The organism is Mycobacterium sp. TH-M116 (genome assembly GCF_057473685.1).
Genome location: NZ_JBYCLC010000411.1, coordinates 1 through 22,330 on the forward strand (window position 1 = coordinate 1; position 22,330 = coordinate 22,330).

General features: G+C 70.0%; 21 protein-coding genes. 8 read left to right on the top strand and 13 right to left on the bottom strand.

What is annotated here, in order from left to right; all coding sequences use genetic code 11:
- Positions 1–1,568: MmpA family trehalose lipid delivery protein (locus AC2VOK_RS20910; RefSeq protein WP_428902149.1), on the top strand; the 1,568-nt coding region annotated here is incomplete at its 5' end.
- A 24-nt stretch (positions 1,569–1,592) separates the two neighbouring features.
- Here AC2VOK_RS20910 and AC2VOK_RS20915 read toward each other — a convergent pair.
- Positions 1,593–2,780: a glycosyltransferase family 4 protein gene (locus AC2VOK_RS20915; RefSeq protein WP_428902150.1), complete on the bottom strand. Its 1,188-nt coding sequence runs from the start codon at positions 2,778–2,780 to the stop codon at positions 1,593–1,595.
- 111 nt (positions 2,781–2,891) lie between these two features.
- Between AC2VOK_RS20915 and AC2VOK_RS20920 the strand changes: the two genes are divergently transcribed.
- The 4 genes from AC2VOK_RS20920 (at position 2,892) to AC2VOK_RS20935 (ending at position 6,286) form a co-directional block, all read left to right on the top strand.
- A complete protein-coding gene (locus tag AC2VOK_RS20920) occupies positions 2,892–3,668 on the top strand; it encodes a class I SAM-dependent methyltransferase (protein ID WP_428902151.1) in 777 nt (258 codons plus the stop codon).
- Between the two features lie 45 nt (positions 3,669–3,713).
- Positions 3,714–5,183, top strand: coding sequence for an aldehyde dehydrogenase (locus AC2VOK_RS20925; protein ID WP_428902152.1), 1,470 nt, complete (start codon positions 3,714–3,716; stop codon positions 5,181–5,183).
- A gap of 291 nt (positions 5,184–5,474) precedes the next feature.
- The gene (locus AC2VOK_RS20930) at positions 5,475–5,606 is read left to right on the top strand and encodes a hypothetical protein (protein ID WP_428902153.1); all 132 of its coding nucleotides are present in this window, start codon (positions 5,475–5,477) and stop codon (positions 5,604–5,606) included.
- A 101-nt stretch (positions 5,607–5,707) separates the two neighbouring features.
- A complete protein-coding gene (locus tag AC2VOK_RS20935; RefSeq protein WP_428902167.1) occupies positions 5,708–6,286 on the top strand; it encodes a TetR/AcrR family transcriptional regulator in 579 nt (192 codons plus the stop codon).
- Positions 6,287–6,288: 2 nt separating this feature from the next.
- Here AC2VOK_RS20935 and AC2VOK_RS20940 read toward each other — a convergent pair whose 3' ends face one another.
- The 3 genes from AC2VOK_RS20940 to AC2VOK_RS20950 all read right to left on the bottom strand — a co-directional run bounded on the left by AC2VOK_RS20940 (position 6,289) and on the right by AC2VOK_RS20950 (position 8,953).
- Entirely contained in the window at positions 6,289–6,585 is a 297-nt protein-coding gene (locus AC2VOK_RS20940; protein ID WP_428902154.1) for a hypothetical protein, read from the bottom strand.
- Entirely contained in the window at positions 6,582–8,093 is a 1,512-nt protein-coding gene (locus tag AC2VOK_RS20945) for a class I adenylate-forming enzyme family protein (protein ID WP_428902155.1), read from the bottom strand. Before AC2VOK_RS20945 ends, AC2VOK_RS20940 begins: the two co-directional genes overlap by 4 nt.
- A 68-nt stretch (positions 8,094–8,161) precedes the next feature.
- Positions 8,162–8,953, bottom strand: coding sequence for a crotonase/enoyl-CoA hydratase family protein (locus AC2VOK_RS20950; protein WP_428902156.1), 792 nt, complete (start codon positions 8,951–8,953; stop codon positions 8,162–8,164).
- A gap of 199 nt (positions 8,954–9,152) precedes the next feature.
- Here AC2VOK_RS20950 and AC2VOK_RS20955 point away from each other — a divergent pair, with 199 nt between their 5' ends.
- Positions 9,153–10,046 carry an alpha/beta hydrolase gene (locus AC2VOK_RS20955; protein WP_428902157.1) on the top strand — a complete coding sequence of 298 codons (894 nt, stop codon included), beginning with the start codon at positions 9,153–9,155 and terminating at the stop codon, positions 10,044–10,046.
- A 7-nt stretch (positions 10,047–10,053) separates the two neighbouring features.
- Here AC2VOK_RS20955 and AC2VOK_RS20960 read toward each other — a convergent pair whose 3' ends face one another.
- Genes AC2VOK_RS20960 through AC2VOK_RS20980 form a run of 5 tightly spaced genes read right to left on the bottom strand, consistent with a single transcriptional unit; the run spans position 10,054 to position 16,420 of the window.
- Positions 10,054–11,367 (bottom strand): amidohydrolase family protein, encoded by a 1,314-nt coding sequence (locus AC2VOK_RS20960; protein ID WP_428902158.1) that lies wholly within the window; start codon positions 11,365–11,367, stop codon positions 10,054–10,056.
- On the bottom strand, positions 11,361–12,548 hold the full coding sequence (locus AC2VOK_RS20965; protein WP_428902159.1) for a CoA transferase: 1,188 nt from the start codon (positions 12,546–12,548) through the stop codon (positions 11,361–11,363). The genes AC2VOK_RS20960 and AC2VOK_RS20965 overlap by 7 nt, the downstream gene beginning before the upstream one ends.
- 39 nt (positions 12,549–12,587) lie before the next feature.
- Entirely contained in the window at positions 12,588–13,844 is a 1,257-nt protein-coding gene (locus AC2VOK_RS20970) for a cytochrome P450 (protein ID WP_428902160.1), read from the bottom strand.
- Positions 13,841–15,301, bottom strand: a complete 1,461-nt coding sequence (locus AC2VOK_RS20975) for an aldehyde dehydrogenase (RefSeq protein WP_428902161.1) — start codon at positions 15,299–15,301, stop codon at positions 13,841–13,843. The genes AC2VOK_RS20970 and AC2VOK_RS20975 overlap by 4 nt, the downstream gene beginning before the upstream one ends.
- Before the next feature lie 18 nt (positions 15,302–15,319).
- Positions 15,320–16,420, bottom strand: coding sequence for an NAD(P)-dependent alcohol dehydrogenase (locus AC2VOK_RS20980; protein ID WP_428902162.1), 1,101 nt, complete (start codon positions 16,418–16,420; stop codon positions 15,320–15,322).
- A 203-nt stretch (positions 16,421–16,623) separates the two neighbouring features.
- On the opposite strand from AC2VOK_RS20980, the gene AC2VOK_RS20985 reads away from it, so the two are divergent.
- Positions 16,624–17,253, top strand: coding sequence for a TetR/AcrR family transcriptional regulator (locus AC2VOK_RS20985; protein WP_428902163.1), 630 nt, complete (start codon positions 16,624–16,626; stop codon positions 17,251–17,253).
- Positions 17,254–17,347: 94 nt separating this feature from the next.
- Here AC2VOK_RS20985 and AC2VOK_RS20990 read toward each other — a convergent pair whose 3' ends face one another.
- Entirely contained in the window at positions 17,348–18,367 is a 1,020-nt protein-coding gene (locus AC2VOK_RS20990) for a MaoC family dehydratase (protein WP_428902164.1), read from the bottom strand.
- 38 nt (positions 18,368–18,405) lie between these two features.
- On the opposite strand from AC2VOK_RS20990, the gene AC2VOK_RS20995 reads away from it, so the two are divergent.
- Entirely contained in the window at positions 18,406–19,572 is a 1,167-nt protein-coding gene (locus AC2VOK_RS20995) for an acyl-CoA dehydrogenase family protein (RefSeq protein WP_428902165.1), read from the top strand.
- Positions 19,573–19,651: 79 nt separating this feature from the next.
- Here the strand turns inward: AC2VOK_RS20995 and AC2VOK_RS21000 are convergent, their stop codons facing one another.
- From AC2VOK_RS21000 to AC2VOK_RS21010, 3 genes are all read right to left on the bottom strand, one after another.
- The gene (locus tag AC2VOK_RS21000) at positions 19,652–20,557 is read right to left on the bottom strand and encodes an enoyl-CoA hydratase/isomerase family protein (RefSeq protein WP_428902168.1); all 906 of its coding nucleotides are present in this window, start codon (positions 20,555–20,557) and stop codon (positions 19,652–19,654) included.
- Positions 20,558–20,604: 47 nt separating this feature from the next.
- Positions 20,605–22,134, bottom strand: a complete 1,530-nt coding sequence (gene fadD4, locus AC2VOK_RS21005) for a fatty-acid--CoA ligase FadD4 (protein WP_428902166.1) — start codon at positions 22,132–22,134, stop codon at positions 20,605–20,607.
- Between the two features lie 55 nt (positions 22,135–22,189).
- On the bottom strand, positions 22,190–22,330 hold a 141-nt coding region (locus tag AC2VOK_RS21010; protein WP_428902169.1), incomplete at its 5' end, for a hypothetical protein.

Consider the following 22,330-nt stretch of genomic DNA (forward strand, 5'->3'; position numbering starts at 1 on the left):
TGGTCGACGGCGGTGTCGTGGTGAAGGTACTGCTCGTCACGGGGTTGTGGCTGGCGGGATGGGGTGCGGCGCGACTGGTCGACACGGCACTGCCGGATGCAGGCGCGCCCGGCCAGTTCGTCGCGACCACGCTGGCGATCTGGAATCCGTATGTGGCCGAACGATTGCTGCAAGGGCACTGGAGCCTGCTGGTCGGCTACGGCTGTCTGCCGTGGGTGGCGACGGCGATGCTCGCGCTGCGGTCGTCCGGGACCGGGTTTGCCGCCCTGGTCTTCTGGATCGCGGCAGCCGGCCTGACCCCGACCGGGTTGATGCTGGCCGCGACGGTCGCGTTGGTGTGTGTCGGTACACCGGGCCCGGGCCGCTCGCGCCGGCTGTGCGCCGCGGTGACCGTGGGCGCCGCTCTGGTGGCGGCGCTGCCCTGGCTGACCGCGGCGGCAATGAGCTCGTCGCTGACCGCCCATACGGCGGCGAACGGGCTCGGGGTGCGGGTGTTCGCGCCGCGCGCCGAGCCCGGCCTGGGCACGCTGCTCAGCCTGGCCAGCCTCGGCGGCATCTGGAACGGCCAGGCCGTACCCGCCTCGCGGGCAACACTTTTCGCGATCTGTTCGGCCGTGGCGTTGCTGGGTGTGGTGGTCGCCGGTGCGTCGGCGGCGGCGCGCCGGTGCACCGCGGCGCCACTGCTCGTACTGGCGGTGGTCTCGGTGCTGGTGGTCGCCACGCTGGCGACCGGGCCGGGGCTGCGCGCGCTCGGCACCCTGGTCGATGCCGCACCGGGCCTCGGCGTGGTGCGCGACGGGCAGAAGTGGGTGGCACTGGCGATGCCCGGCTATGCGCTGGCGGGCGCCGGCGCGGTGGTGACGCTGCCCAGGTGGGCAAGGCCGCTGAAACCGTCAGCCACCGCGCTGGTGTGCTGCCTCGCGCTGATCGCGACACAGCCTGACCTGGCGTGGGGCCTGGGCGGAAGGGTTATGCCGGTGCGCTACCCGCCGGGGTGGGCGGCCGTGGCGGCGGCGGTCAACGCCGATCCGCGCGCTGTCGCAGTGCTGCCGGCCGGGACCATGCGGCGGTTTTCGTGGTCCGGTCCCGCACCCGTGCTGGACCCGCTGCCTCGTTGGGTGCGCGCCGACGTGCTCACCACCGGTGACCTGATCATCTCCGGCGTCGTCGTACCAGGGGAGGGCAGCCACGCCCGCGCGGTCCAGGACCTGTTGTTGACGGGGCCCGACCCGTCCGTGGCGGCCGGCGCCGGCGTGGGGTGGCTGGTCGTCGAATCGGGCAGCGCCGGTGACATGGGCGCGGCCCGTCGCACCCTGGACGCCCTGGCGCCTGTCTACCGTGACGACGAGATCGCGCTCTACCGGATCGGCGGCGACACCGCGGAGGGGTCCGCGGCCCGGCGCGACGTGACGCTCGCCGCGCACCTGGCTTGGCTGGCGCTGCTGATCGCGGGGGCCGCCGGCGCAGTGGTCGGCTCAGTTCGGCGCTGTTCGGCGCCGCCGCGGCGCGGGCGCCGCCCTCCACGACACATAAATCATGGCGACGACACGCCGAGAGACGTCGCATAGGTTTATGCGTCGCGGGGCGCGCGCTCAGATGCCGGTGCCGACCAGACCACTGACGAGCCGGCCGGCCTGTACCGCCTCCAACACACCGCGCATCGCCGTGGCGCTCTGCGCCCAGGAAAACTCGCCGGTGCGTGTCTGCGCCTTGGCGCCGAGTTGATCCCGCAGCACCGGATCGGACAGCAATTCCTCGAGGCGATCGACCAGCTCGGCATGGTCGTCCACCAGGATGCCGGTCACCCCGTCGACGATCGAGTCGGACAGGCCGCCCGAGGACCGGTAGCCGATGGTGGGCACCCGGTGTTGGGCCGCCTCGACGACCGCCAGACCCCATCCCTCCTTGCGCGAGGGCAGCACGTGTACCCACGAGCCCTGCAGCACATGGTGTTTGGTGACGTCGTCGACGTGGCCATGGAAGACCACCGCGTCGGTGATGCCGAGGGAGTGAACGTGGTCGACGAGCCGCTGCCGCCACCATCCGTCGCCGACGATGTCGAGGCGCAGACCCGGTATGCCCGGTCTGCGCCGGAGCAGCTCCGCAACGGCTTCCAGCGCGTCCTCGATCTGCTTGTGCGGGACCAGTCGCGACAGCACCACCACCCGCGGGGTTGCCGCCTGCGGGCCGGACAACGACGGCGCCGGCGCCTCGTCGAGGCCGTTACGGACGACCGCGATCCGCTCGCCGTCCACCCCGAGGGCGACCAGATCCCGAGCCGAGGGCAGCGAAACCGTCAGGTACTGGTTGCGCCGATTCAGCCACGGCGACAGTTTCGACTCGACGAACCAGCCCACCCGGCCGAGCACCGGCCCGGCCACCGGCCACTGCTCGCGATGGCAGTGGTGTACCAGCACCACCACCCGGCGGCCGTACACCAGCCGGGCCAGAAACGGCAGCCCGTTCTGCGCGTCGACGACCACGTCGGGCCGCGCCCGCCGCAGCCGCCCGAGCCCCAGTCGCGCCCCGGCCTCCTGAACGGCCATCACCAGCAGCGCCCACACGTAGACCGAGTAGCGGCCACCGGCGCGCACGATCCGCACGCCATCGACCACCTCGCGGCGCGGCGCGCCTGGATAGCGGGCGGTGCGCAGTGTGACGGCGATGCCCGAGCCGGCCAGCTGCGCTCCGATGCGCTGCAGGTACGCCTCGCTGCCTCCGCCCTGGGGATGGCCGGTGTCGCGCCAGCACAACAGCAGCACCGAGCGCAGGGGAGACATCGGGATCAGCCTAGCCGGGCGACGATGCCCGCCGCGCAGCGGCGGGAGGAGGAGACCGGCCATCCAACCCAGCCGGGCGACCAGTGTGACGCGCAGCCATAGGGTTGGCCGGTGGCCGTCACCGACATCTTCGCCCGCCGGGCGACGCTTGCGCGCTCATTGCGGCTGCTGTCGGCGTTCCGCCACGAGCAGCCCGACCCGCCGCGGTTCTACCGGGCACTCGCCGCCGACACCGTGGCAATGGTCGGCGACCTGTGGCAGGCGGCCCGCGCCGAGACCCCGGCCGGCCGCACGCTGCTCGACGTCGGCGGCGGCCCCGGTTATTTCGCAGCGGCCTTCACCGAGACCGGTGTCCGCTATATCGGCGTCGAGCCGGACCCGGACGAGATGCACGCGGGCGGACCCACGAAGGCCGGGGCGACGCCCAGCGGGAAAACGTTCGTCCGGGCATCGGGCATGGCGTTGCCGTTCGCCGACGACGCGGTGGACATCTGCCTGTCGTCCAACGTCGCCGAGCACGTACCGCGGCCCTGGCAGCTCGGCAGCGAGATGCTGCGGGTCACCAAGCCTGGCGGGCTGGTGGTGCTGTCCTACACCGTGTGGCTGGGCCCGTTCGGCGGCCACGAGATGGGGCTGACGCACTACCTGGGCGGCGCACGCGCCGCCGCGCGGTACGCCCGCAGACACGGCCACCCGGCGAAAAACCACTACGGGTCGTCGTTGTTCGCGGTGTCGGTTGCCGACGGTCTGCGGTGGGCCGCGAGCACCGGCGCGCTCGTCGCCGCATTTCCCCGCTACCACCCCCGATGCGCCTGGTGGTTGACGTCGGTGCCGCTGTTGCGCGAGTTCCTGGTCAGCAATCTGGTGCTGGTCCTCTCGCCGTCGTAATGAAACATGTTCTCGTTTTGCTTTCGCTTGGGTAGGGTGGCGCCCATGGGCGACATCAAGACCGAATACGACAACCTGTTCATCGGCGGCAAGTGGACAAAACCGGCCACCTCTGAGGTGATCGAGGTGCACTGCCCGGCCACCGGCGAATACGTCGGCAAGGCGCCGCTCGCCGCGGCGGCCGACGTGGACGCAGCGGTCGCCGCGGCCCGCGCCGCGTTCGACACCGGCCCCTGGCCCACCACCCCGCCGAAGGAGCGCGCCGCCGTCATCGCCAACGCGCTCAAGCTGATGGAGGAGCGCAAGGACACGTTCACCGCGGTCCTCGCAGGAGAGACCGGTCAGCCACCCACCGGCATCGAAACGATGCACTGGATGAGCTCGATCGGCGCGCTGAACTATTTCGCCGGTCCTGCTGTCGACGAGGTCACGTGGCGCGAGGTTCGCAACGGCAGCTACGGGCAGACCGTCGTCTACCGGGAGCCCATCGGCGTGGTGGGAGCCATCGTGGCATGGAACGTGCCTCTGTTCCTGGCGGTCAACAAGCTGGGCCCGGCGCTGCTGGCCGGCTGCACCGTGGTGCTCAAGCCGGCCGCCGAGACACCGCTGAGTGCAAACCTTTTAGCGGAAACCTTCGCCGAGGCGGGGCTCCCCGAGGGCGTGCTGTCGGTAGTGCCCGGCGGGGTCGAGACCGGCCAGGCACTGACGTCCAACCCGGCTGTCGACCTCTTCTCCTTCACCGGTAGCTCCGCCGTCGGCAAGGAGATCGGCCGGCGGGCCGCGGACATGCTCAAGCCGTGCACCCTGGAACTCGGCGGGAAATCCGCGGCCATCGTCCTCGAGGACGTCGACCTGGCCTCCGCGATCCCGATGCTGGTGTTCTCCGGGATCATGAATACCGGGCAGGCCTGCGTTGCCCAGACCCGCATCCTGGCCCCCCGCTCGCGGTACGACGAGATCGTGGACGCAGTCAGCACTTTCGTACAGGCGCTACCGGTGGGCCCGCCGTCGGACGCGGCCGCCCAGATCGGGTCGCTGATCTCGGAGAGGCAGCGCGCCCGCGTCGAGGGCTACATCGCCAAGGGCATCGAGGAGGGCGCTCGGCTGGTGTGTGGCGGCGGCCGCCCCGAGGGCCTGGACGCTGGCTTCTTCGTGCAGCCCACCGTCTTCGCCGACGTCGACAACAAGATGACGATCGCGCAGGAGGAGATCTTCGGCCCGGTGCTGAGCATCATCGGTTACGACACCGAAGAGGACGCGATCACGATCGCCAACGACTCGGTGTACGGCCTGGCCGGCAGCGTGTGGACCACCGACATCGACAAGGGCATCAAGATCGCCGAGAGGGTCCGCGCCGGAACCTACGCCATCAACTGGTATGCGTTCGACCCCTGCTGCCCGTTCGGCGGCTACAAGAACTCCGGCATCGGTCGCGAGAACGGGCCCGAAGGCGTCGAGCACTTCACCCAGCAGAAGAGCGTGCTGATGCCGATGGGCCACAGCCTGCAGGGCTGAGGCGGGCAGACGCCCCGTATGCCGGGCGTGCACGTTGCGCGAGGTTTCGGTCGGACGACCTCTCGCGCGGAGTGCACGCCCGGCATTTTGCGGTCCGCAGGAGCCCAAGCCATTAGGCAAGACACCATAGAAGCCGGGCTTTAGCCCCTCGCTCTGGAACCGGCTGTGACCGCCATCTCACCAGTTTTGTCTGGTGTGCCGGTTACTTAGGTAATAGAAATTGCTTGCTGGACGGGTGTCTTATATGATTCTCAGCATAATCAAGGGCCGCACACGGCTGGGGAGAGAAGCATGTGGATCATCGAGCTCAACGTCGGCGGCTGCCAGTTCATCCGCGAGATGCCCAACCTCAAGCGGCGACGGTTCCGGTTCGGCCCGCGTAGTATGCACTGGCCGGCAAACCGGCATTCGCACGCCGCATGACGCCGGCCACCGGAGGTACGACAGTGCCCACCACCGGGCTCCCCGCCACCGACAAGGCGCCCCGACGACCTGCCGCGAAACGGTGCGACACCCGCATCAACATGCTGATCAGCGCCGCCGAGGTGATGCGGGAGCGCGGAGCGGCCGGGGTGACCATCGACGAGGTGCTCGCCCGCAGCTGCGCGCCCCGCGGCTCGGTGTACCACCACTTTCCCGGCGGCCGCAGCCAAATCCTGAGCGAAGCGCTGCGGTACTCGGGCGATTCCATCACCGCGATGATCGATGATGCCGCGGGCTGGGGCGCGCGGGCGTTGTTGCGCGAGTTCGTCGAGTTCTGGGAACGCCTGTTGACCGAGGGCGACTTCGCCGCCGGCTGTCCCGTGGTGGCGGCCGCAATCGGCTCGTCCGACGACGAGCGGGCACTGTCGACGGAGGCCGGTGCCGTCCTCGGCCGCTGGTGCGCGGCGATGACCCGGGCGTTCGTCGCCGACGGCTTCGACGAGGGCGACGCGGCGTCTCTGGCGGTGATGTCGATCGCCGCACTGGAGGGCGCGATCCTGCTGTCCCGCTCGACGCGCAGCGTCGAACCGCTCCACCAGGTCGGCGATCAGATCGAATTCCTGATCAAGGCAAAGGAATTCGTTATCCGGAACGGCCTGCCCGACAAGCGCGACGACTGACCTCAGTCGCTGGCCGGCAGCGGCTTGACCTCTTTGAGCTGAAGCGGGGTCGCGCCGATGCTCAGGCCCCCTGCACCGGGCTTGGTCACCAGCACCTCGGCTCCGTCACCGTCGACGTAGCGCTTGCCCATCACGGTGCCCTCGGCGAACGCCGGGTCGAGCTCGCCCGACCGTTCGGCGTCGATGGCGACCATCGGCGCACCGCCGCATCGCAGGTCGTCGAGGCTGTCGGCGCTTCTGACCACGATGACCTGGGTGTCGCACACCTGGCTGGCCAGACGGGTTCCGTTCTTGATCATGCGTGCAGTCCTTCCAGCTTTTCGACGATCTCCCGGCGCAGCACCTTGCCGGTGGGGGTGGTCGGCAGCTCGCCGCGGAACACTACCCGGTCCGGGGTCCGCGACCCCCGCAGGTTTGTGCGCACGAATTCGCGCAGCTCCTCGGGGTCGGGTTCGCGGCCGCGCGCCGGCACCACCACGGCGACGATCGCCTGGCCCCACTGCTGATCGTCGACGCCGACCACGGCGACGTCGGCCACGTCGGGGTGCTCCACGAGCACCTCCTCCAGCTCGGCGGGGGCGATGTTCTCCCCGCCGCGGATGATGGTGTCGTCGCTGCGCCCGCCGATGAACAGATAGCCGTCCTCGTCGATCATGGCGATGTCTTTGGTCGGGAACCAGCCGTTGTCGTCCAGCACGGAACCAATTCCGGTGTAGCGTCCCGAGACCTGCTCCCCGCGCACGAACAGCTCGCCCGTGACCCCCGGACCGAGCACCGCGCCGTGCTCGTCGCGGATCTGTACCTCGACACCGGGCAACGGCCGCCCGACCGAACCCAGCCGCCTGGCGGCGGCGGGGTCGGATGCAGCCTGCGCCGCGCGGTGGTCGTCGGGGGTCAGCACCGCGATCGTCGAGCTGGTCTCGGTCAGTCCGTAGGCGTTGGCGAAGCCCACCCCCGGCAGCAGTTCCAGCGCCCGGCGCACCAGCGGCAGAGCGACCTTGGAGCCGCCGTATGCCAGGTTGCGCAGCGACGGCAGCTCGCGGGAGCCTTCGCCGTCGGCCTCGAGCGCGGTGACGATGCGGTCCAGCATCGTGGGCACCACCGTCGCGGTGGTCACCTGCTCGGCGTTGACCAGCCGGACCCACTCGCGCGCGTCGAAGTTGTTCAGGTACACCATCTTTCGCCCGGCATACAGGTTGGACAGCGCGGCGCTCACGCCGGCGATGTGATAGGGCGGCACACAGATCAGCGCCGCGTCGGTGTCGGCAGCCGAGGCGAATTCGACGCTGCCGGTCACGTAGCTGGTGAGGTTGATGTGCGTGAGCTCGACAGCCTTGGGTTGCGACGTGGTACCCGAGGTGAACAGCACGATCGCGACCGAGTCCGGGTCAGCGAACTCCGCTGGGCTGACCGAGGGCTCGGCGCCGCGCGCGGCGGCCAGGAAATCGTCGGAAACCATCACCCGCTGCGACGCGTCTCCGATCATGTCCAAGTAGCGGCCGTCGACGACGACCAGGGGTTCGGGGAGCCGGCGGATCAGGGCCTGGATGCCGTCCGCGGACAGCCGGTAGTTGACCGGGGTGAACGCCACCCCGGCGCGTGCCGCCGCGAAGATCTGCACGGGCAGCATGGCGCCGCCGGTGCCGACGTAGGCCACATGCCCCGCACCCGAGGCCGCGATGACGCCCGCGCCGCCGTCGGCGAGATCACTGAGCTGTTGCGTCGTCAACCGCACGTCGTCACAGACGACCGCCGTGCGGTCGGGGTTACCCGACGCGGCCATCTCGAGCAGCAACGAAATGCTCATCCTCGATCTTTCTGATCATCAGGCATTTTCGGATCGCACCGAGACTCTACGAAAATAGTGTACCGGGGTCAGGAGCCTGTCCAGCGCGGCGGACGCTTCTCGGCGAACGCGATGGCGCCCTCCTTCGCGTCGTTCGACGCGAACACCGGGCCCAGGATCTTCATCTGTTCGGCGAACATGGTGTCGCGGCTCCAGCCGCGGGACTCGATGATGATCCGCTTGGTGGCCGCCACCGCGAGCGGCCCGTTGGCGGCGATCCGCTCGGCCAGCGCGATCGCTGCTTCCAGCGCCCGGCCCGGCTCGGCCAGCACGTTGACGAGCCCGAGTTCGTGAGCGCGCTCGGCGGGCAGATTGTCCCCCGTCAGGGCCAGCTCCATCGCGACCGCGTAGGGGATGCGCTCGGGCAGCCGCAGCAGTCCGCCGCCACCGGCGACAAGACCACGCTTGACCTCGGGGATCCCGAACGCCGAGTCCCGCGACGCCACGATCAGGTCGGTGGCCAGCGCCAGCTCGGTGCCCCCGGCCAGGGCGTAGCCCTCCACCGCCGCGATCAGCGGCTTGTCCGGCGGGCGCTCGGTGAACCCCATGCCGCGGCCTTCGACGACCGGAAGCTCGCCCCGCGCGAAAGCCTTGAGGTCCATTCCGGCGCAGAATGATCCGCCCGCGCCGGTGATGATCCCCACCGACTGGCCGGCGTCGGCGTCGAGCCGGTCCATCGCGTCGGCCAGGCCGCGGGCGACCGCGGCGTTGACCGCGTTCTTGGCCTTGGGCCGGTTGATGGTGATGATCAGGATCCGGCCCCGTTGCTCGACGAGGACTTCGGGTTCCTCGGTGCCGGCCTGTTCGTTGCCTGTACTCACGGTGCGCCGGCGCTCCTTACCCAGTCAGTGGATAGTCCTGACTGATGGTAGCGGCCCCGCGAGTGAACCGGAAATAGCATTGACATCCTGTGAGAGCCTCGTTTCCACCCCCGGGGTGCCCGTCGGGCCAGGTTGCGGCCAAGCCGCAGACCGCCACAGAACCGCACCGGCGACGCTCGGCGTGGGCAATACTCGACCCATGCCCAACAGCGACGTTCACCCCGATTTGCGCACAATTGCCCGCTTCACGCCGCGGCACATGGTCAGCCCCCGGACTCTGCGGATCGTGCGGGCGGTGACGAAGCTGCGCGGACGCGGCGGCGCCGGCGACGTCGAGGTCGTCGACCTGGGCCCGGGCAGCGGCGTGCGGTTGTTCCGGCCCGTCGGCGTGACCGGGACGACGCCCGCGCTGCTGTGGATTCACGGCGGCGGATACGTGATCGGCAGCGCCGAACAGGACGACCCCGTGTGCCGGCGGTTCAGCACCCGCCTGGGAATCACCGTCGCGTCGGTGGAATACCGTCTGGCGCCCGAACATCCGTACCCAGCCCCGCTGGAGGACTGCTACTCGGCGTTGACCTGGCTTGCCGAACTGCCGTCCGTGGATGCGCGACGGGTCGCCGTCGGGGGCGCCAGCGCCGGCGGCGGGCTCGCCGCAGCCCTGGCGCTGCTGGCCCGTGACCGGGCCGACATCACCCCCCGGTTCCAGCTGCTGGCATATCCCATGCTCGACGACCGGAGTTCGGAGTCCGGACACAACCCACACCACCGGCTGTGGAGTGCGCGCAGCAACCGGTTCGGATGGGCGGCATATCTGGGCGGCGCCGACCCGCAGGTCGCCGTCCCGGGCCGGCGCAACGACCTGAGGGGGCTGGCGCCGGCGTGGATCGGCGTCGGCACCCACGACCTTTTCCACGACGAAGACCTCGCCTACGCCGAAAGGCTGCGGGCCGCCGGAGTGGCGTGCCAGGTCGACGTCGTCCCCGGAGCTTTCCACGGCTTCGACCTGTGGGCACCCAAAGCCGCAGTGTCACAACGCTTCTGCGACAGCCAGTGCGACCGTTTGCGTGAGGCGCTGACCGCGGCGGCCTGAGCGCCGCTCACATCGCGAAGTAGACGAGCTCGCCGCCGATGACGGTGGCCGCGACCATGCCGGCGTCCAGCTCGGCCAGCACCGTGGCGGGCGGCTCACTGAGCACGCAGAGGTCACCCGGCTGCCCGGTTTCGATGCTGCGGAAGCGGCCCGGCCGATCCGCCCGGCCGGTGAACATCCTCACGGCCCGGCGCGCCGACACGCTCTCGCCGGCGTTGAGAACGGCCCCGCTCGGTGTGGTGCGGTACACCGCGGCGCGCATCGCGGTCCACGGATCCCCGTGGCCGAAGGGCATGTCCGTGGACAGCGCCACGGGAACCCTCGCGTCGAGCAACGATGCGACGCGCCACAGCCAACCGTGTTCGGCGGCGGGGATGTCGGCGAGGTATTGATCGCCGCGCTCGGCGACGAAGTTGGGCTGCGTCACCACCGTGACCCCGAGATCGGCAAGGTCGGCCAGGGTATCGTCGGGCACCACGGCGGCGTGCTCGATCCGGTCCCGAGGATGGCTCCCGGCGACACGCAGGGCCGCGACCGTCACCACCAACTGGGCAGCGGTGACGCAGTGCATGGCGACCGGCCCGCCGACGGCGTGGCGTTCGCTGATCCAGCCGGCGAGCTCGTCGAGGTCGAGGTGGTCATCCTGCAGGATTCTCTTGCCCGGCGACAGGAAGCACAACCGCGGCCGGAACTCGCCGCGGCTGTGCGCCGACGACAACGCCTCCCTGTCGGCCGGATCCAGGTCGGGGGTCGCGTCGGTGACACCGGTGACGCCGTAGCCGGTGATGCGGCGCCCGAGTTCGGCCAGGTCGCTTTCGCGCCGCATCAGGGCCTGCGACCAGCCGCGGTCGGCGCTGCGCAGGCGCCCGTCGGGATGCCCGGCCAGCCCGACCCGGCCCAGCGCCTCGGAGTTCAGGATCCACAGTGCGCCGCTGCGGTGCTGGATGCGTGCCGGGATCGTGGGCAGCACGGCGTCGAGGAAGTCGCGGTCCAACTCCCCGGCGACCGATTCGTGGTAACCGATGGCGCGAATCCAACCGTCGGGACCCGGCGTGGCATTCGAGAGCAGTTGCCTCAGCTCGGCCTCGGCGCTGACGCCGGGCGGCCCGACGACGAACGAGTCCAGCGCGGCAGCGGCCGAGCGGACGTGCACGTGGTGGTCGTGCAGGCCGGGCAGGGCCGTGCCGCCGTTGGCGTAGAGAACCCCTTCCCCGCGCCTGGCGGCCAGGTCGCCCGAGGCCACGCTGACCTCCTGCACGAGCTCCTCCACCCTGATGTCGACGATCCTCCCGTCGAGCAACGCCGCTTGTTTGATCAGCATGCCGGGCAACGCCTTTCGGCGACCAGTAGGCGCACGGCGGCGTTGTCGGCGCCGAGTTCGGGCGCGGGCAGGCACCCGGTCGGTGGCCGCGGTGGCGGCGCCGCATCATGCGCGACCGCCTGCGCCTGCGCCGACGCGGCATACGTCGCGGCAATACCGGCCATCGACACCCGGATCAGTTCGCCGCCACCGCGCCCCAGCGATTCGGTCACCGCCGCGGCCGCCTCCAGACCAGTCAGGGGGTCGGCGATGGCGTCCGCGCAGAAGACCGGCCCCGCCGGGCCGCCCCCCACCAGGCCGCCGCCGACCGCGGCGTCGTCCCCGAATGCGGGCCTCTCGGGCTGCTCGTCATATCCACTGATCTGCAACCAGATTCGTCCTGCCCGGGGTGCGACCTGCCCGGGCCCGAGCCCGCGGCGCACCAGGGCCGCCGGGCGCGAACCCTCGATGACGACGTCGGCGGCCCCGAGCAGCTCACGCAACTCGCCGGCTGCGCTGTCGAAATCGACTGCATAGGAGAGCTTTCCGCCGTTGATCCAGTCGAAGAAGGCACGGCTGCCGGCCCGGGTTCCGTCCGGGCGGCCCGGGCTCTCAACCTTCACGACGGTCGCGCCGGACCGGGCCAGCACCTGCCCGCACAGCGGGCCGGCCCACATCGACGACAGGTCGGCCACCAGCAGACCCGGCACGCCGCGGGCGGGCGCACGCGGGCCCGCGCGGCGGATCCGGGGCGGTGCGGGTGCGGCCTCACCCAGGCGGGAAGCCGGAATATCAAGCAGGGCAGCACGTTCGGTGAGCTCCGATGCCGGACGCGTTGCGGCCCATTGCGCGAGTACCGGCCACGGGTCTCCGGCCACGTCGTCGGCCTGCAGTAGCGCCGGGACGGCCCCGACGTCGGCGGGCCGCGACAGCGTGAGCGCACACCAGCCGTCGCGGGCGCTCAGCAGCCGGGTGGCACCCCCGGCCGACACCCGCCCCCCGCGGGCCAGTCCGAGCAGCGCGGCCCGCCCGGTCAGCAGACCGGCGGCGTCGACGGCCACGCCCGTGTGCGCGGTGACCGCGGCGGCCACCCGTTCGGCCCGGTCCAGCACCTTCGCCCGGGAGAAGTCGGGGGGGCCGTCGGGCCGCCCGGTCAGGTAGGCCAGCCCGCTGCTCCCCCAACGGGACGACGCCGAACTCACCGCGCCAGCCTAGCGCCGGCGGGGCCGGCGAGGGAGGCCTCAGAAAGTGCAGGGCATCGTGCGGATGGCGTGGATGAAGTTGCCCGGCACGAAGACCGGATCGCCGGCTTCGATACCGGGCAGCTGCTGCAGCAGTTCGCCGAAGATGGCCCGCAGCTGTGCTCTGGCGACGTGGGCACCGAGGCAGAAGTGTGCTCCGCCGCCGCCGAACCCGACGTGCGGGTTGGGATCTCGGCGCAGGTCGAAGACGTCGGGTGCGTCGAAGACGTCGGTGTCCCAGTTGCCGGACGGATAGAACATGACGACCTTCTCGCCGGGGCTCATCCGTTGACCGTTGAGGTCGAACTCCTCGACCGCGGTGCGCCGGAAGGTCATCACCGGGGAGGCCCAGCGGACGAACTCTTCGACCGCGATCGCGATCCGGCTGTCGAAGGCCGCGGCCAGCCAGGCGCGTTGATCGGGATTGTCGGTCAGTGCCTTCATCGCGTGGCTGGTGGTTTGACGCGTGGTGTCGTTGCCCGCCACCGCGAGCAGCACGAAAAATGCGGCGATCTCGAAATCGCTGAGCCGGTCACCGTCGATCTCGGCCTGCACGAGGCTGGTCAGCAGGTCGTCGCCCGGGTTCGTGCGCCGGTCGGCGGCCAGCTCGTTGGCGATCGCGTGCAGATATCCCTGCCCCTCCGTGAGCATCTCGAGGGGGTTGCGGCCGTTGAGATATACCGGGTCCGCCCAGGAGACCAGCGCGTCGGCGGCGTGTGCCACGTTGTCGCGTTCGGACGCAGGGATGCCGACCATGTCCGACAGTGTGCGCACGGGAAGCTGTTTGGCGCAGTGCTCGACGAAGTCTGCGCCGCTGCCCGCCTCGGCGAGTTCGCGCACGACCTCCCGGGCGTTGTGCTTGATCTGTGCCTCGATGCGCTGCACCTGCCGCGGGGTGAATGCCGCCGACACAAGCTTGCGCAGCTTGATGTGGCGCGGCGGGTCCATCGCCAGGAACGACTGCGACGCTTCGAGCATCTCCTCCGGGATGTTCTCGAACAGCACCCCCTGCCCGGAGATGAAAACGTCGTTGCGCCGGCTGACCGTCACGATGTCGGCATGCTTGGTGACGGCCCAGAATCCGGGGTCGTCGGGCAGTGTCAGCAACGCATCTTCCACGGGTGGGTGCCAGCTGACCGGCCGGTCCCGTCGTAGCTGCGCGAAGGTCTCTTCGCGCTGGCGGGCGGTGCCCGACCAGAAGGCGCGCGAGGACAGGTCCAGTGCGTCGTAGGGCCGAGCGGACGTGGCTGCGGTCATGGGTTCTCCTGGCGAAGGTAGATCGATTTCAGGTTGACGTAGGCGTCGAGGCCCTCGGGGCCCAGTTCGCGGCCCAGGCCGCTGGACTTGACACCGCCGAAGGGTGCGCCGATGTCCAGGTCGAAAAAGTTCACCCCGATGCTGCCGGTGCGGATCCGCCGTGCGACGTCGAGGCCGGCGCGGGGGTCCTTGGTCCAGACGGTGCCCCCCAGGCCGTACTCGGAGTCGTTGGCGAGGGCGACTGCTTCCTCGAGACCGGTGTAGGGGATGACGGCCAGGACCGGTCCGAAGATCTCCTCGCGGGCCAGCCGCGAGTCGTTGTGCACCCGCCCGAACACGGTGGGTGCCACGAACCACCCGTCGCCGGGGACCGCGCGGTCGGCACCGGCGGCGACCAGCGTGTCGTCGGCGACACCGGTTCTGATGTAGTCCAGGACCCGGTCGCGTTGGCGCCGGCTCACCAACGGGCCGATGTGGGTGTCGGCGTCGAGCGGGTCGCCGACGGTCAGGCTCGACACCAATGCCGCCAGGGCGTCGAACATCTCGTCGTGGCGCTGCGCGGGAACCAGCACGCGCGTCGACAGGTAGCAGGTCTGACCATTGTTGAGCAGCGATGCGGTGGCCAACCCGGACACCACATCGACGGCATCGGCATCATCGAGGACGATGGCCGCGGATTTGCCCCCGAGCTCGAGGGTCACCGGGCGCAGCAACTCGCCGCAGACCCGCCCGACGGCGCGGCCCGCGGCCGTGGACCCGGTGAACGCCACCTTGTCCACCCCGGGATGGCCGACGAGGTAGGCACCGACGTCGGCGCCGCCGGTCACGACGTTGAGCACACCCGCGGGCAGCCCGGCCCGTTCGGCGGCCGCGGCCAGGACGAACGCGTCCAGTGTGGTCTCGGGTGCGGGCTTGAGCACCACCGTGCACCCCGCCGCCAGCGCGGGAGCCAGCTTGAACATCGTCAATGCCTGCGGGAAGTTCCAGGGCACGATCATGGCCACCACACCGACCGGCTCGCGGCGGACAACGGTCCAGCCGCGGCCGTCGATACGTGGGCGGCGCTGTTCGGCCGGCGTCGTGCGGGCCAGCCCGGCGTAGTAGCGCAGCAGCCCGACCGGGGCGTCGCCTTCGGCGAATTGCGCGACCGCGATCGGCATGCCGTTCTGCAGGCTGGTCAGATCGGCACGCGTCGCGCAGACCTTGTTGAGTTCGTCGGCCAGCCGTTCGAGGTGATCGGCGCGCTGGTCGGGTGTCAGGTCGGCCCAGGCCGGGTTGACCAGCGCCCCGCGCGCCGCGGCCACGGCCGCGTCGAGGTCGGCGGAGGTCGCCACCGGGTAGCTGCCGAGATGGTGGCGGTCGGCCGGCGACTGGACCGTTCGCACGCTCGACGGCTCGGCGGGCCGGCGCCAGGCCCCGCCGATGAACAACCTGCGGTATTCGTGGTCATTTTCCATGGAGCGCTCCTGAGCGGGTCACAGTTGAGGCAGCAGGACGGGTTTGATCACGGTGCCGGACAGGGAATCAGCTTCGGCCTGGTTGATCTGCTCCAGCGGGTAGGTCGCGATCAGGGTGTCGAACGGGAATCGGCCCTGCTGCCACAACCCCAGCAGCGTGGGGATGAGCACGCGCGGGGCCGCGTCGCCCTCGATGATGCCGGTGACCGTCTTGCCGGCGGCGAGCGCCATGGGGTCGAGCACGAGGTCGCCGAGTTGCACCCCGACCAGCCCGCACACGCCGGTGGGACGCAGCGTCCGCACCGCCGTGGTGATGACCGAGGGGACACCGGTGGTGTCCAGAGCGTATTGGCTCCCGTCGCCGGTGATCTCGGCGATCGCTTGGGCCACCTGGGCGGTGTCGGCTCCGTCGACGGTGTGGGTGGCACCCAGTTGCGTGGCCAGTTTCCGCCGGGAGTCGTGCAAATCCACGGCGATGATCGTCGACGCGCCGCACACGGTAGCCGCCATCACCGCGCTCAGGCCGACGGCCCCCGCCCCGAAGACCGTGATCGACTCGCCCACCCCGACCCGCAAGGAGTTGAACACCGCGCCCGCACCGGTCTGCACACCACAGCCCAGGGGGCCGAGCAGTTGCAACGGGGCACGCGGATCCACCACGACCGCGTTGCGCGCCGCGACGTTGGCGTGGGTGGCAAAAGACGACTGGCCGAACCACCGCGCCGACACCGGTTCGCCGAGACTGTCGGTCACCGGCGACGGGGCGCCGTCCCCCACGCCGCTGAGGTTGCGCTCGAAGAACGTCGAGCAGTACGCCGGGTGCCCGGCCCGGCAGTTGACGCAGGACTGGCACGAGTCGAAGGACAACACCACATGGTCGCCGACCGCCAGGTCGAACACGCCGGGGCCGAGAGCCTCGACGACCCCGGCCCCCTCGTGCCCGGCGATCAGTGGCGGCCCCGTGGTCAGGCCCGGCACCCGCGGCAGCGTGTCGGTGTGGCACATCCCGGACCCGACGACGCGGACCCGCACCTGCCCGGGACCGGGCTCGGCGAGGTCGACCTCCTCGATGCGGTAGGGCGACCGGTGGTCTCGCAGGACCGCCGCCGAGATCTTCACAATGTCGCCTCCCTCGTGCGTACAGTCCCTTCACCCATCATTGGTGTTCCGCATCACAATCACAGCGACTAGACATTATGTCTATACGCTCCGTCGGGTCAAGCGCTTCGTTTCCCGTAACCTGGGCCGTGGTGTCCAGCCGCCATGCCCCGTCATGGATTGACGCCGTAGACCGACTTGACCGGCATCGGAAGTGAGGGTGTATGCCGTCGGTGACCCGCAAGGCCCAGGGCAATCGCGCGCAGCGCAGGGCGGAGATCGAGCGGTCACTGCTGGCGGCGACGGAACGCCTGATGAATGCCGGCTCGTCGTTCACCGAGCTCAGCGTCGATCGCCTCGCCACCGAAGCGGGCGTCTCCCGGGCGACGTTCTACATCTATTTCGAGGACAAGGGCCACCTGCTGCGCCAGCTGGCCGAGCGCGTGTTCGGGGAGTTGTCAGAAGCCGCGCGCCGTTGGTGGGATGTCGCCGAGCGGCGCCGGTCCAGCGACGCCCGGGAGGCGATGCAGGCCATCGTGGCCACCTACCGTCGCCATCAATCAGTCATCACCGCGGTGATCGAGATGGCCGCCTACGATCCCGACGTCTCAGCGACCTATGACGCCATCTTCGAAGGCATCGTCGCCAACGTCGAAGCCGTGATCCGGGCGGGGCGGTCCGCCGGCACCATTCGCGACATCCCGGTGACCGAGACGGCGGCCGCGCTGACGTGGATGGTCGAACGGAGCTGTCACCAAACCCTGCGCAGGACGCCGCCCGGTCCCGGCGACGATCATCTGGCCGAGTCTCTGGCCCAGGTGATCTGGGCCAGCCTGTACCTGGAGGGCCCGTAGCCCACGCGCGACCTCGCCCGCCCCCTCACACCCGTACGACCCCGGCCATGATGATCCTGGTGGTGGTGGTGGTTGTGGTGGTGGTTGCGGTCGCTCAGAACTGCAGCGCGCTGAACCGCCAGTCCAGCACCGGCCGATCCGGCTCACCGTCGGCGTCGCCGACGGCGTAGACCAGCGAGCGCAGCCCGAGCACGCCCCCGCGATCGGTCGGCTCGGCCGACTCCACGTGCAACTCGCTGTAGAGAGTGTCGCCCTCGTAGACGGGACCGGTGTGGTCGCACGACTGCCAGCCCAGCACCGTCGCCAGATTGGGCAGTAGGCGGGAGGCCTGCGCGAGCGCCAGCCCGATGGTGTGCCCGCCGTAGACCAGCCTGCGCCCCCCGACGCGCGAATCGTGGTGGGCGGCGGCGATGTTCAGCGTGAGGCGGGCCAGCTCCGGTGCGCTGCTGACCACGTCACCGGTGCTGCGCAGCACCGAGCCCGCGATGCCGGCATCCAGACAGGCCCCGAAATGGGGACCCGGCACCCTGGTCCGGAATAGCTCGGGCTGCCAATGCCCGGCCGGGTCGTGGGCCGGGCCGGGCACGTCGGCGCCGATCGCCGACAGGTCGTCGCCGGGCTCCGCCGCGGACGTCCAGCCGGGACTCGCCGGCAGCATGGCGCAGCGGTAGAAGTCGAGCACCATCCGGTCGGCCTGGTCGGTCGTGATCATCCGCAGCGCCGCCATGCCCGTCGGCGCGCGCCCCGGCTTTATCGAATTGGCGCGCAGCCCAACCACTTCCGTGCGGGTAAAGATGGCGTCGCCGATCACCGGGAAACGGTGGAAGGTGAGCCCGCGGTAGAACAGGTTGGCCTTCACGCGCTGGGTGGCCAGCGTCGACTGCCCGATCGCGACGTCGCAGACCAGCGCCGGATGGGCCAGCGGCCCGGGCGTCCCGGTCACCGCGGTGCACAGATCGGCGTCCAGAGCCAGGCGCAGCCGGTCACCGACGATCGCCTGGTGTGCAGCGGCCAACCCGGAGGACAGCGTCATCGGGGGCGCCCAGTCGAAGACCTGACCCAGGAACAGGTCGTCGAAGTAGGGACCACCTTCGCGGATTCCGGAGTACGTCACAACGCCACATGCTGGCAGCCCCGAGGATCGGGGGCAATATGGCATGGGTGGAAGACGAAGAAGACATGCTGGTGGCCACGGTTCGGGCGTTCGTGGACCGTGACGTCAAGCCGGGCGTCCGCGAGATGGAGCACGCCAACACCTACCCCGAAGCGTGGATCGAGCAGATGAAACGCATCGGCATCTACGGCCTGGCCATCGGTGAGGAGTACGGCGGGTCGCCGGTGTCGACGCCATGTTACGTGCAGGTCACCCAGGAGCTGGCGCGCGGCTGGATGAGTCTGGCCGGCGCGATGGGGGGTCACACCGTGGTGGCCAAGCTGCTGATGCTGTTCGGCACCGAAGAGCAGAAAAGGACGTACCTGCCGCAGATGGCCACCGGTGAGCTGCGGGCGACCATGGCGCTGACCGAGCCGGGCGGTGGTTCGGATCTGCAGAACATGTCGACCACCGCTGTGCCTTTTCTCGCCGACGGCGCCGCCGACGGGCTGGTGATCAACGGATCGAAGACCTGGATCTCCAACGCGCGCCGTTCCGGGCTGATCGCGCTGCTGTGCAAGACCGATCCGCACGCCACGCCGCGCCACACGGGCATCTCGGTCGTCCTCGTCGAACCGGGCCCGGGGCTGACGGTCTCGCGGGACCTGCCGAAGCTGGGCTACAAGGGCGTCGAAGCCTGTGAACTGTCCTTCGACGGCTACCGCGCTCCGCGGTCGGCCATCCTGGGCGCCGAACCCGGCCAGGGCTTTGCGCAGATGATGAAAGGGCTTGAGACGGGCCGCATCCAGGTGGCCGCCCGGGCGCTGGGGGTGGCGACGGCTGCGCTGCAGGACGCGCTCGCCTACGCCCGGCAGCGGGAGAGCTTCGGCCGGCCGATCTGGCAGCACCAGTCCATCGGCAACTACCTGGCCGACATGGCCACCAAACTCACGGCCGCGCGGCAACTCACCCGCTACGCGGCCGAGCGCTACGACAGCGGCGAGCGCGCCGACATGGAGGCCGGGATGGCCAAGCTGTTCGCGTCGGAGGTGGCGATGGAGATCGCCCTGAACGCCGTGCGCATCCACGGCGGCTACGGCTACTCGACCGAATACGACGTCGAACGGTACTTCCGCGACGCGCCGTTGATGATCGTCGGCGAGGGCACCAATGAGATCCAGCGCAACGTGATCGCCGCGCAACTGATGTCCCGCGGCGGCCTGTGACGGGGACGTGCAGCCGCCGGTCCGGCGCCAACGGGTGCCGCCTGCCGTTGCGTGTCGCGGCGTCGGTGCACGTCCCCGGCTACTGGTCTATCGCGTCCACCAGCCCCCAGCGCAGGGCTGTGTGGGCATCGATCGTCCTCCCCGACAACACCAGATACGCTGTGCGCCAACGCCCGATGCGGCGGGTCACGCTGACGGACCCGCCCGCGCCCGGGATCAAGCCCAGCGCCAACTCGGGCAGCCCGAACACCGAATCAGCTTGCGCGTCAACCCATCCGCAGAACGCCGCCATCTCCAGACCGCTGCCCAGCACCCGGCCGTGCACCTGCGCGCGGCAGCCCCGGCCCAGCCGGGCGGTGAGTGCGTGCAGCGCCAGCGCCGGGCTGTGACGGGTGCGGGCCAGGTGTGCGCTCGCCGGGTCGGCGAGCGTGCCGAATTCGGCAAGATCTCCCCCGCTGCAGAACGACGGCCCGTTGCCGCTCAGCACCACCCCGGTCACCGACGGGTCCAGCTGGGCAACGGTCAGCGCCTCCAGCAGCGCGGCGCGCGCCCCGGTCGAGAACGCGTTGTGCCGTTGCGGCCGGTTGAACCTGATCCGCAGGACGTCACCGTCGCGCCGCGTCTGCACCGGCTCGGCGCTGCCGGGCACGCGCACCGGGCCGCGCTCATCGAGCCAGCGCGCGAACTCCGGACCCGCCTGCAGCGTCGAATAGCCCAGCGACTCGGTCACCACACCGGCCAGCGCCGGGCCGGCGGGATCGATGCTGCGCAGCACGTCGTCGCAGACGCTGCTGGCGTGCGGCCAGCGGCGACAGCGCTCGCCGAGCTCGGCCAAGGCGTCGGGCACCGAGTCGACGGTGACGACCCGCCGGTCCTCGCAGCACTGTTCGGAGAGGGTGAAAGTTGCCCGCTCGAGCCAGTATTCGGAGGAATCGGCGACCGATCCGACGGCGATCACCACCCCGGGCGGCTGCCCTGCCGCCATGGGCTCGTCGGGCTGCGCCGGCTCGGCCAGATCAACAACGCGCAGCGTCACATCGAGTACTTCTTGACCAGCTCCCCCTTGTAGAGCTTGCCGGTGTCGGTGCGCGGCAGCTGCGCCTCGAATGAGATCGACCGCGGACACTTGTAGTGCGACAAGCGATCCCGCAGCCATCCCAGCAACTCGTCGGCGAACTCCTCGGTGGCGTCGGCGGGGTCCACGGTCTGCACGACCGCCTTGACGCTTTGGCCCATCTCGTCGTCGGAAATGCCGAACACCGCCGCGTCCAACACCTTCGGGTGGGTGACCAGAAGGTTCTCGGTTTCCTGCGGGTAGATGTTCACCCCGCCGGAGATGATCATGTGGTGACGCCGGTCGGTCAGGTAGAGGTAGCCGTCGTCGTCGACGTAGCCGACGTCGCCGACCGTCACCCACCCGCGCCCGTCGCGGGAGGCCGCGGTTTTCGACTCGTCGTTGAGGTATTCGAAGTCGAGGCCGCCCGCGAAATAGATCTCACCGGCCGCACCGGGTGGCAGCTCGTCACCGTTCTCGTCGAGGATGTGGATCTCGCAGGACATCGGCTTGCCGACCGATCCGGGATGGGCCAGCCACTCCTCGGCGCTGATCAGCGTCGAGCCGATCGCCTCCGAGGAGGCGTAGTACTCGTCGATGATGGGCCCCCACCAGTCGATCATCTGTTTCTTGATCTCCACCGGGCACGGCGCCGCCGCGTGCATCACTCGCTGCAGGCTGGACAAGTCGTACGAATTACGCACCGCCTCAGGCAGCTTCAGCATCCTGGTGAACATCGCGGGCACAAACTGGCCGTGGGTGACGCGGCAGCGCGCGATGGCGTCCAGACAGCCCTGCGGGTCGAATTTCTCCATCACCACCGTGGTGATTCCCGCGGCCTGTGCGCTCATCGACCACACCGAGGGCGCCGTGTGGTAGAGCGGCGCGGGGCTCAGGTAGATCGAGTCCGGGTTCATCCAGATACTCATCAGCGCCGACATCATGCCGGGCGCCTCGGAAGGCGGGACGTGCGGGAGCTCCCGTTTGATGCCCTTGGGGCGGCCCGTGGTCCCCGAGGAGTACTGCAGCAGATCACCCTCGAGCTCGTCGTCGATCGGCGAATCAGGTTGGTCTCCAACGCATTCGGGGTAGCGCTGCCACCCGGGTAGATCGGCATCCTCCTCGCCCGAGGCGATCAGCAGCAGCTCGGGCAGGCCGCCGGGCAGGTGCTCGCCCAGGTTCTCGCAGATATTACGCAGCGCCGCCGAGCCGACGATCCCCTTGGCTGCGCTGTTGTCGATGATGTAGGCGGCCTCGGCCGCGGTCAGGTGGGTGTTGATCGGCACGTAGTACAACCCGCTGCGGCGCGCCGCCCACATCACTGCGTGGATGTGCTCGTTGTTCTCCATCAGGATCGCGACGGCGTCCCCCTCGACCAAACCGGCCTTGCGGAAGTGGTGCGCCAAGCGGTTCGCCCGTGCCTCCAGCTCGTCGAAGGTGACGACCGTGCCCGACGGGTAGAGGATGACCGCGGGCTTGCCCGCGCCGACGTACTCGCGAATCTGCATGCGCCGACTGTACCGCCAGAAAATTGACGGGCGTCAACTCGTCTGCTTTCGGACGCTACTCGGTCTCGGCCAGACGCTGCTTGAGCGCCTCGAACTCGTCCTTGACGCCGGTGGGCAGCTTGTCGCCGATGAACTCGAACCATTCCTCGATCATCGGCAGCTCCTCGCGCCATTCCGCGGGCTTGACCGCCAGCGC

Coding starts and splice junctions, on each gene's coding strand:
- fadD4 (WP_428902166.1), bottom strand. CDS start 22,134: ATGCAGATTCGCGAGTACGTCGGCGCGGGCAAGCCCGCGGTCATCCTC.
- AC2VOK_RS20925 (WP_428902152.1), top strand. CDS start 3,714: ATGGGCGACATCAAGACCGAATACGACAACCTGTTCATCGGCGGCAAG.
- AC2VOK_RS20985 (WP_428902163.1), top strand. CDS start 16,624: ATGCCGTCGGTGACCCGCAAGGCCCAGGGCAATCGCGCGCAGCGCAGG.
- AC2VOK_RS20970 (WP_428902160.1), bottom strand. CDS start 13,844: ATGACCGCAGCCACGTCCGCTCGGCCCTACGACGCACTGGACCTGTCC.
- AC2VOK_RS20955 (WP_428902157.1), top strand. CDS start 9,153: ATGCCCAACAGCGACGTTCACCCCGATTTGCGCACAATTGCCCGCTTC.
- AC2VOK_RS20915 (WP_428902150.1), bottom strand. CDS start 2,780: ATGTCTCCCCTGCGCTCGGTGCTGCTGTTGTGCTGGCGCGACACCGGC.
- AC2VOK_RS20995 (WP_428902165.1), top strand. CDS start 18,406: ATGGCATGGGTGGAAGACGAAGAAGACATGCTGGTGGCCACGGTTCGG.
- AC2VOK_RS20940 (WP_428902154.1), bottom strand. CDS start 6,585: ATGATCAAGAACGGAACCCGTCTGGCCAGCCAGGTGTGCGACACCCAG.
- AC2VOK_RS20960 (WP_428902158.1), bottom strand. CDS start 11,367: ATGCTGATCAAACAAGCGGCGTTGCTCGACGGGAGGATCGTCGACATC.
- AC2VOK_RS20930 (WP_428902153.1), top strand. CDS start 5,475: ATGTGGATCATCGAGCTCAACGTCGGCGGCTGCCAGTTCATCCGCGAG.
- AC2VOK_RS20975 (WP_428902161.1), bottom strand. CDS start 15,301: ATGGAAAATGACCACGAATACCGCAGGTTGTTCATCGGCGGGGCCTGG.
- AC2VOK_RS20935 (WP_428902167.1), top strand. CDS start 5,708: ATGCTGATCAGCGCCGCCGAGGTGATGCGGGAGCGCGGAGCGGCCGGG.
- AC2VOK_RS20945 (WP_428902155.1), bottom strand. CDS start 8,093: ATGAGCATTTCGTTGCTGCTCGAGATGGCCGCGTCGGGTAACCCCGAC.
- AC2VOK_RS21000 (WP_428902168.1), bottom strand. CDS start 20,557: ATGGCGGCAGGGCAGCCGCCCGGGGTGGTGATCGCCGTCGGATCGGTC.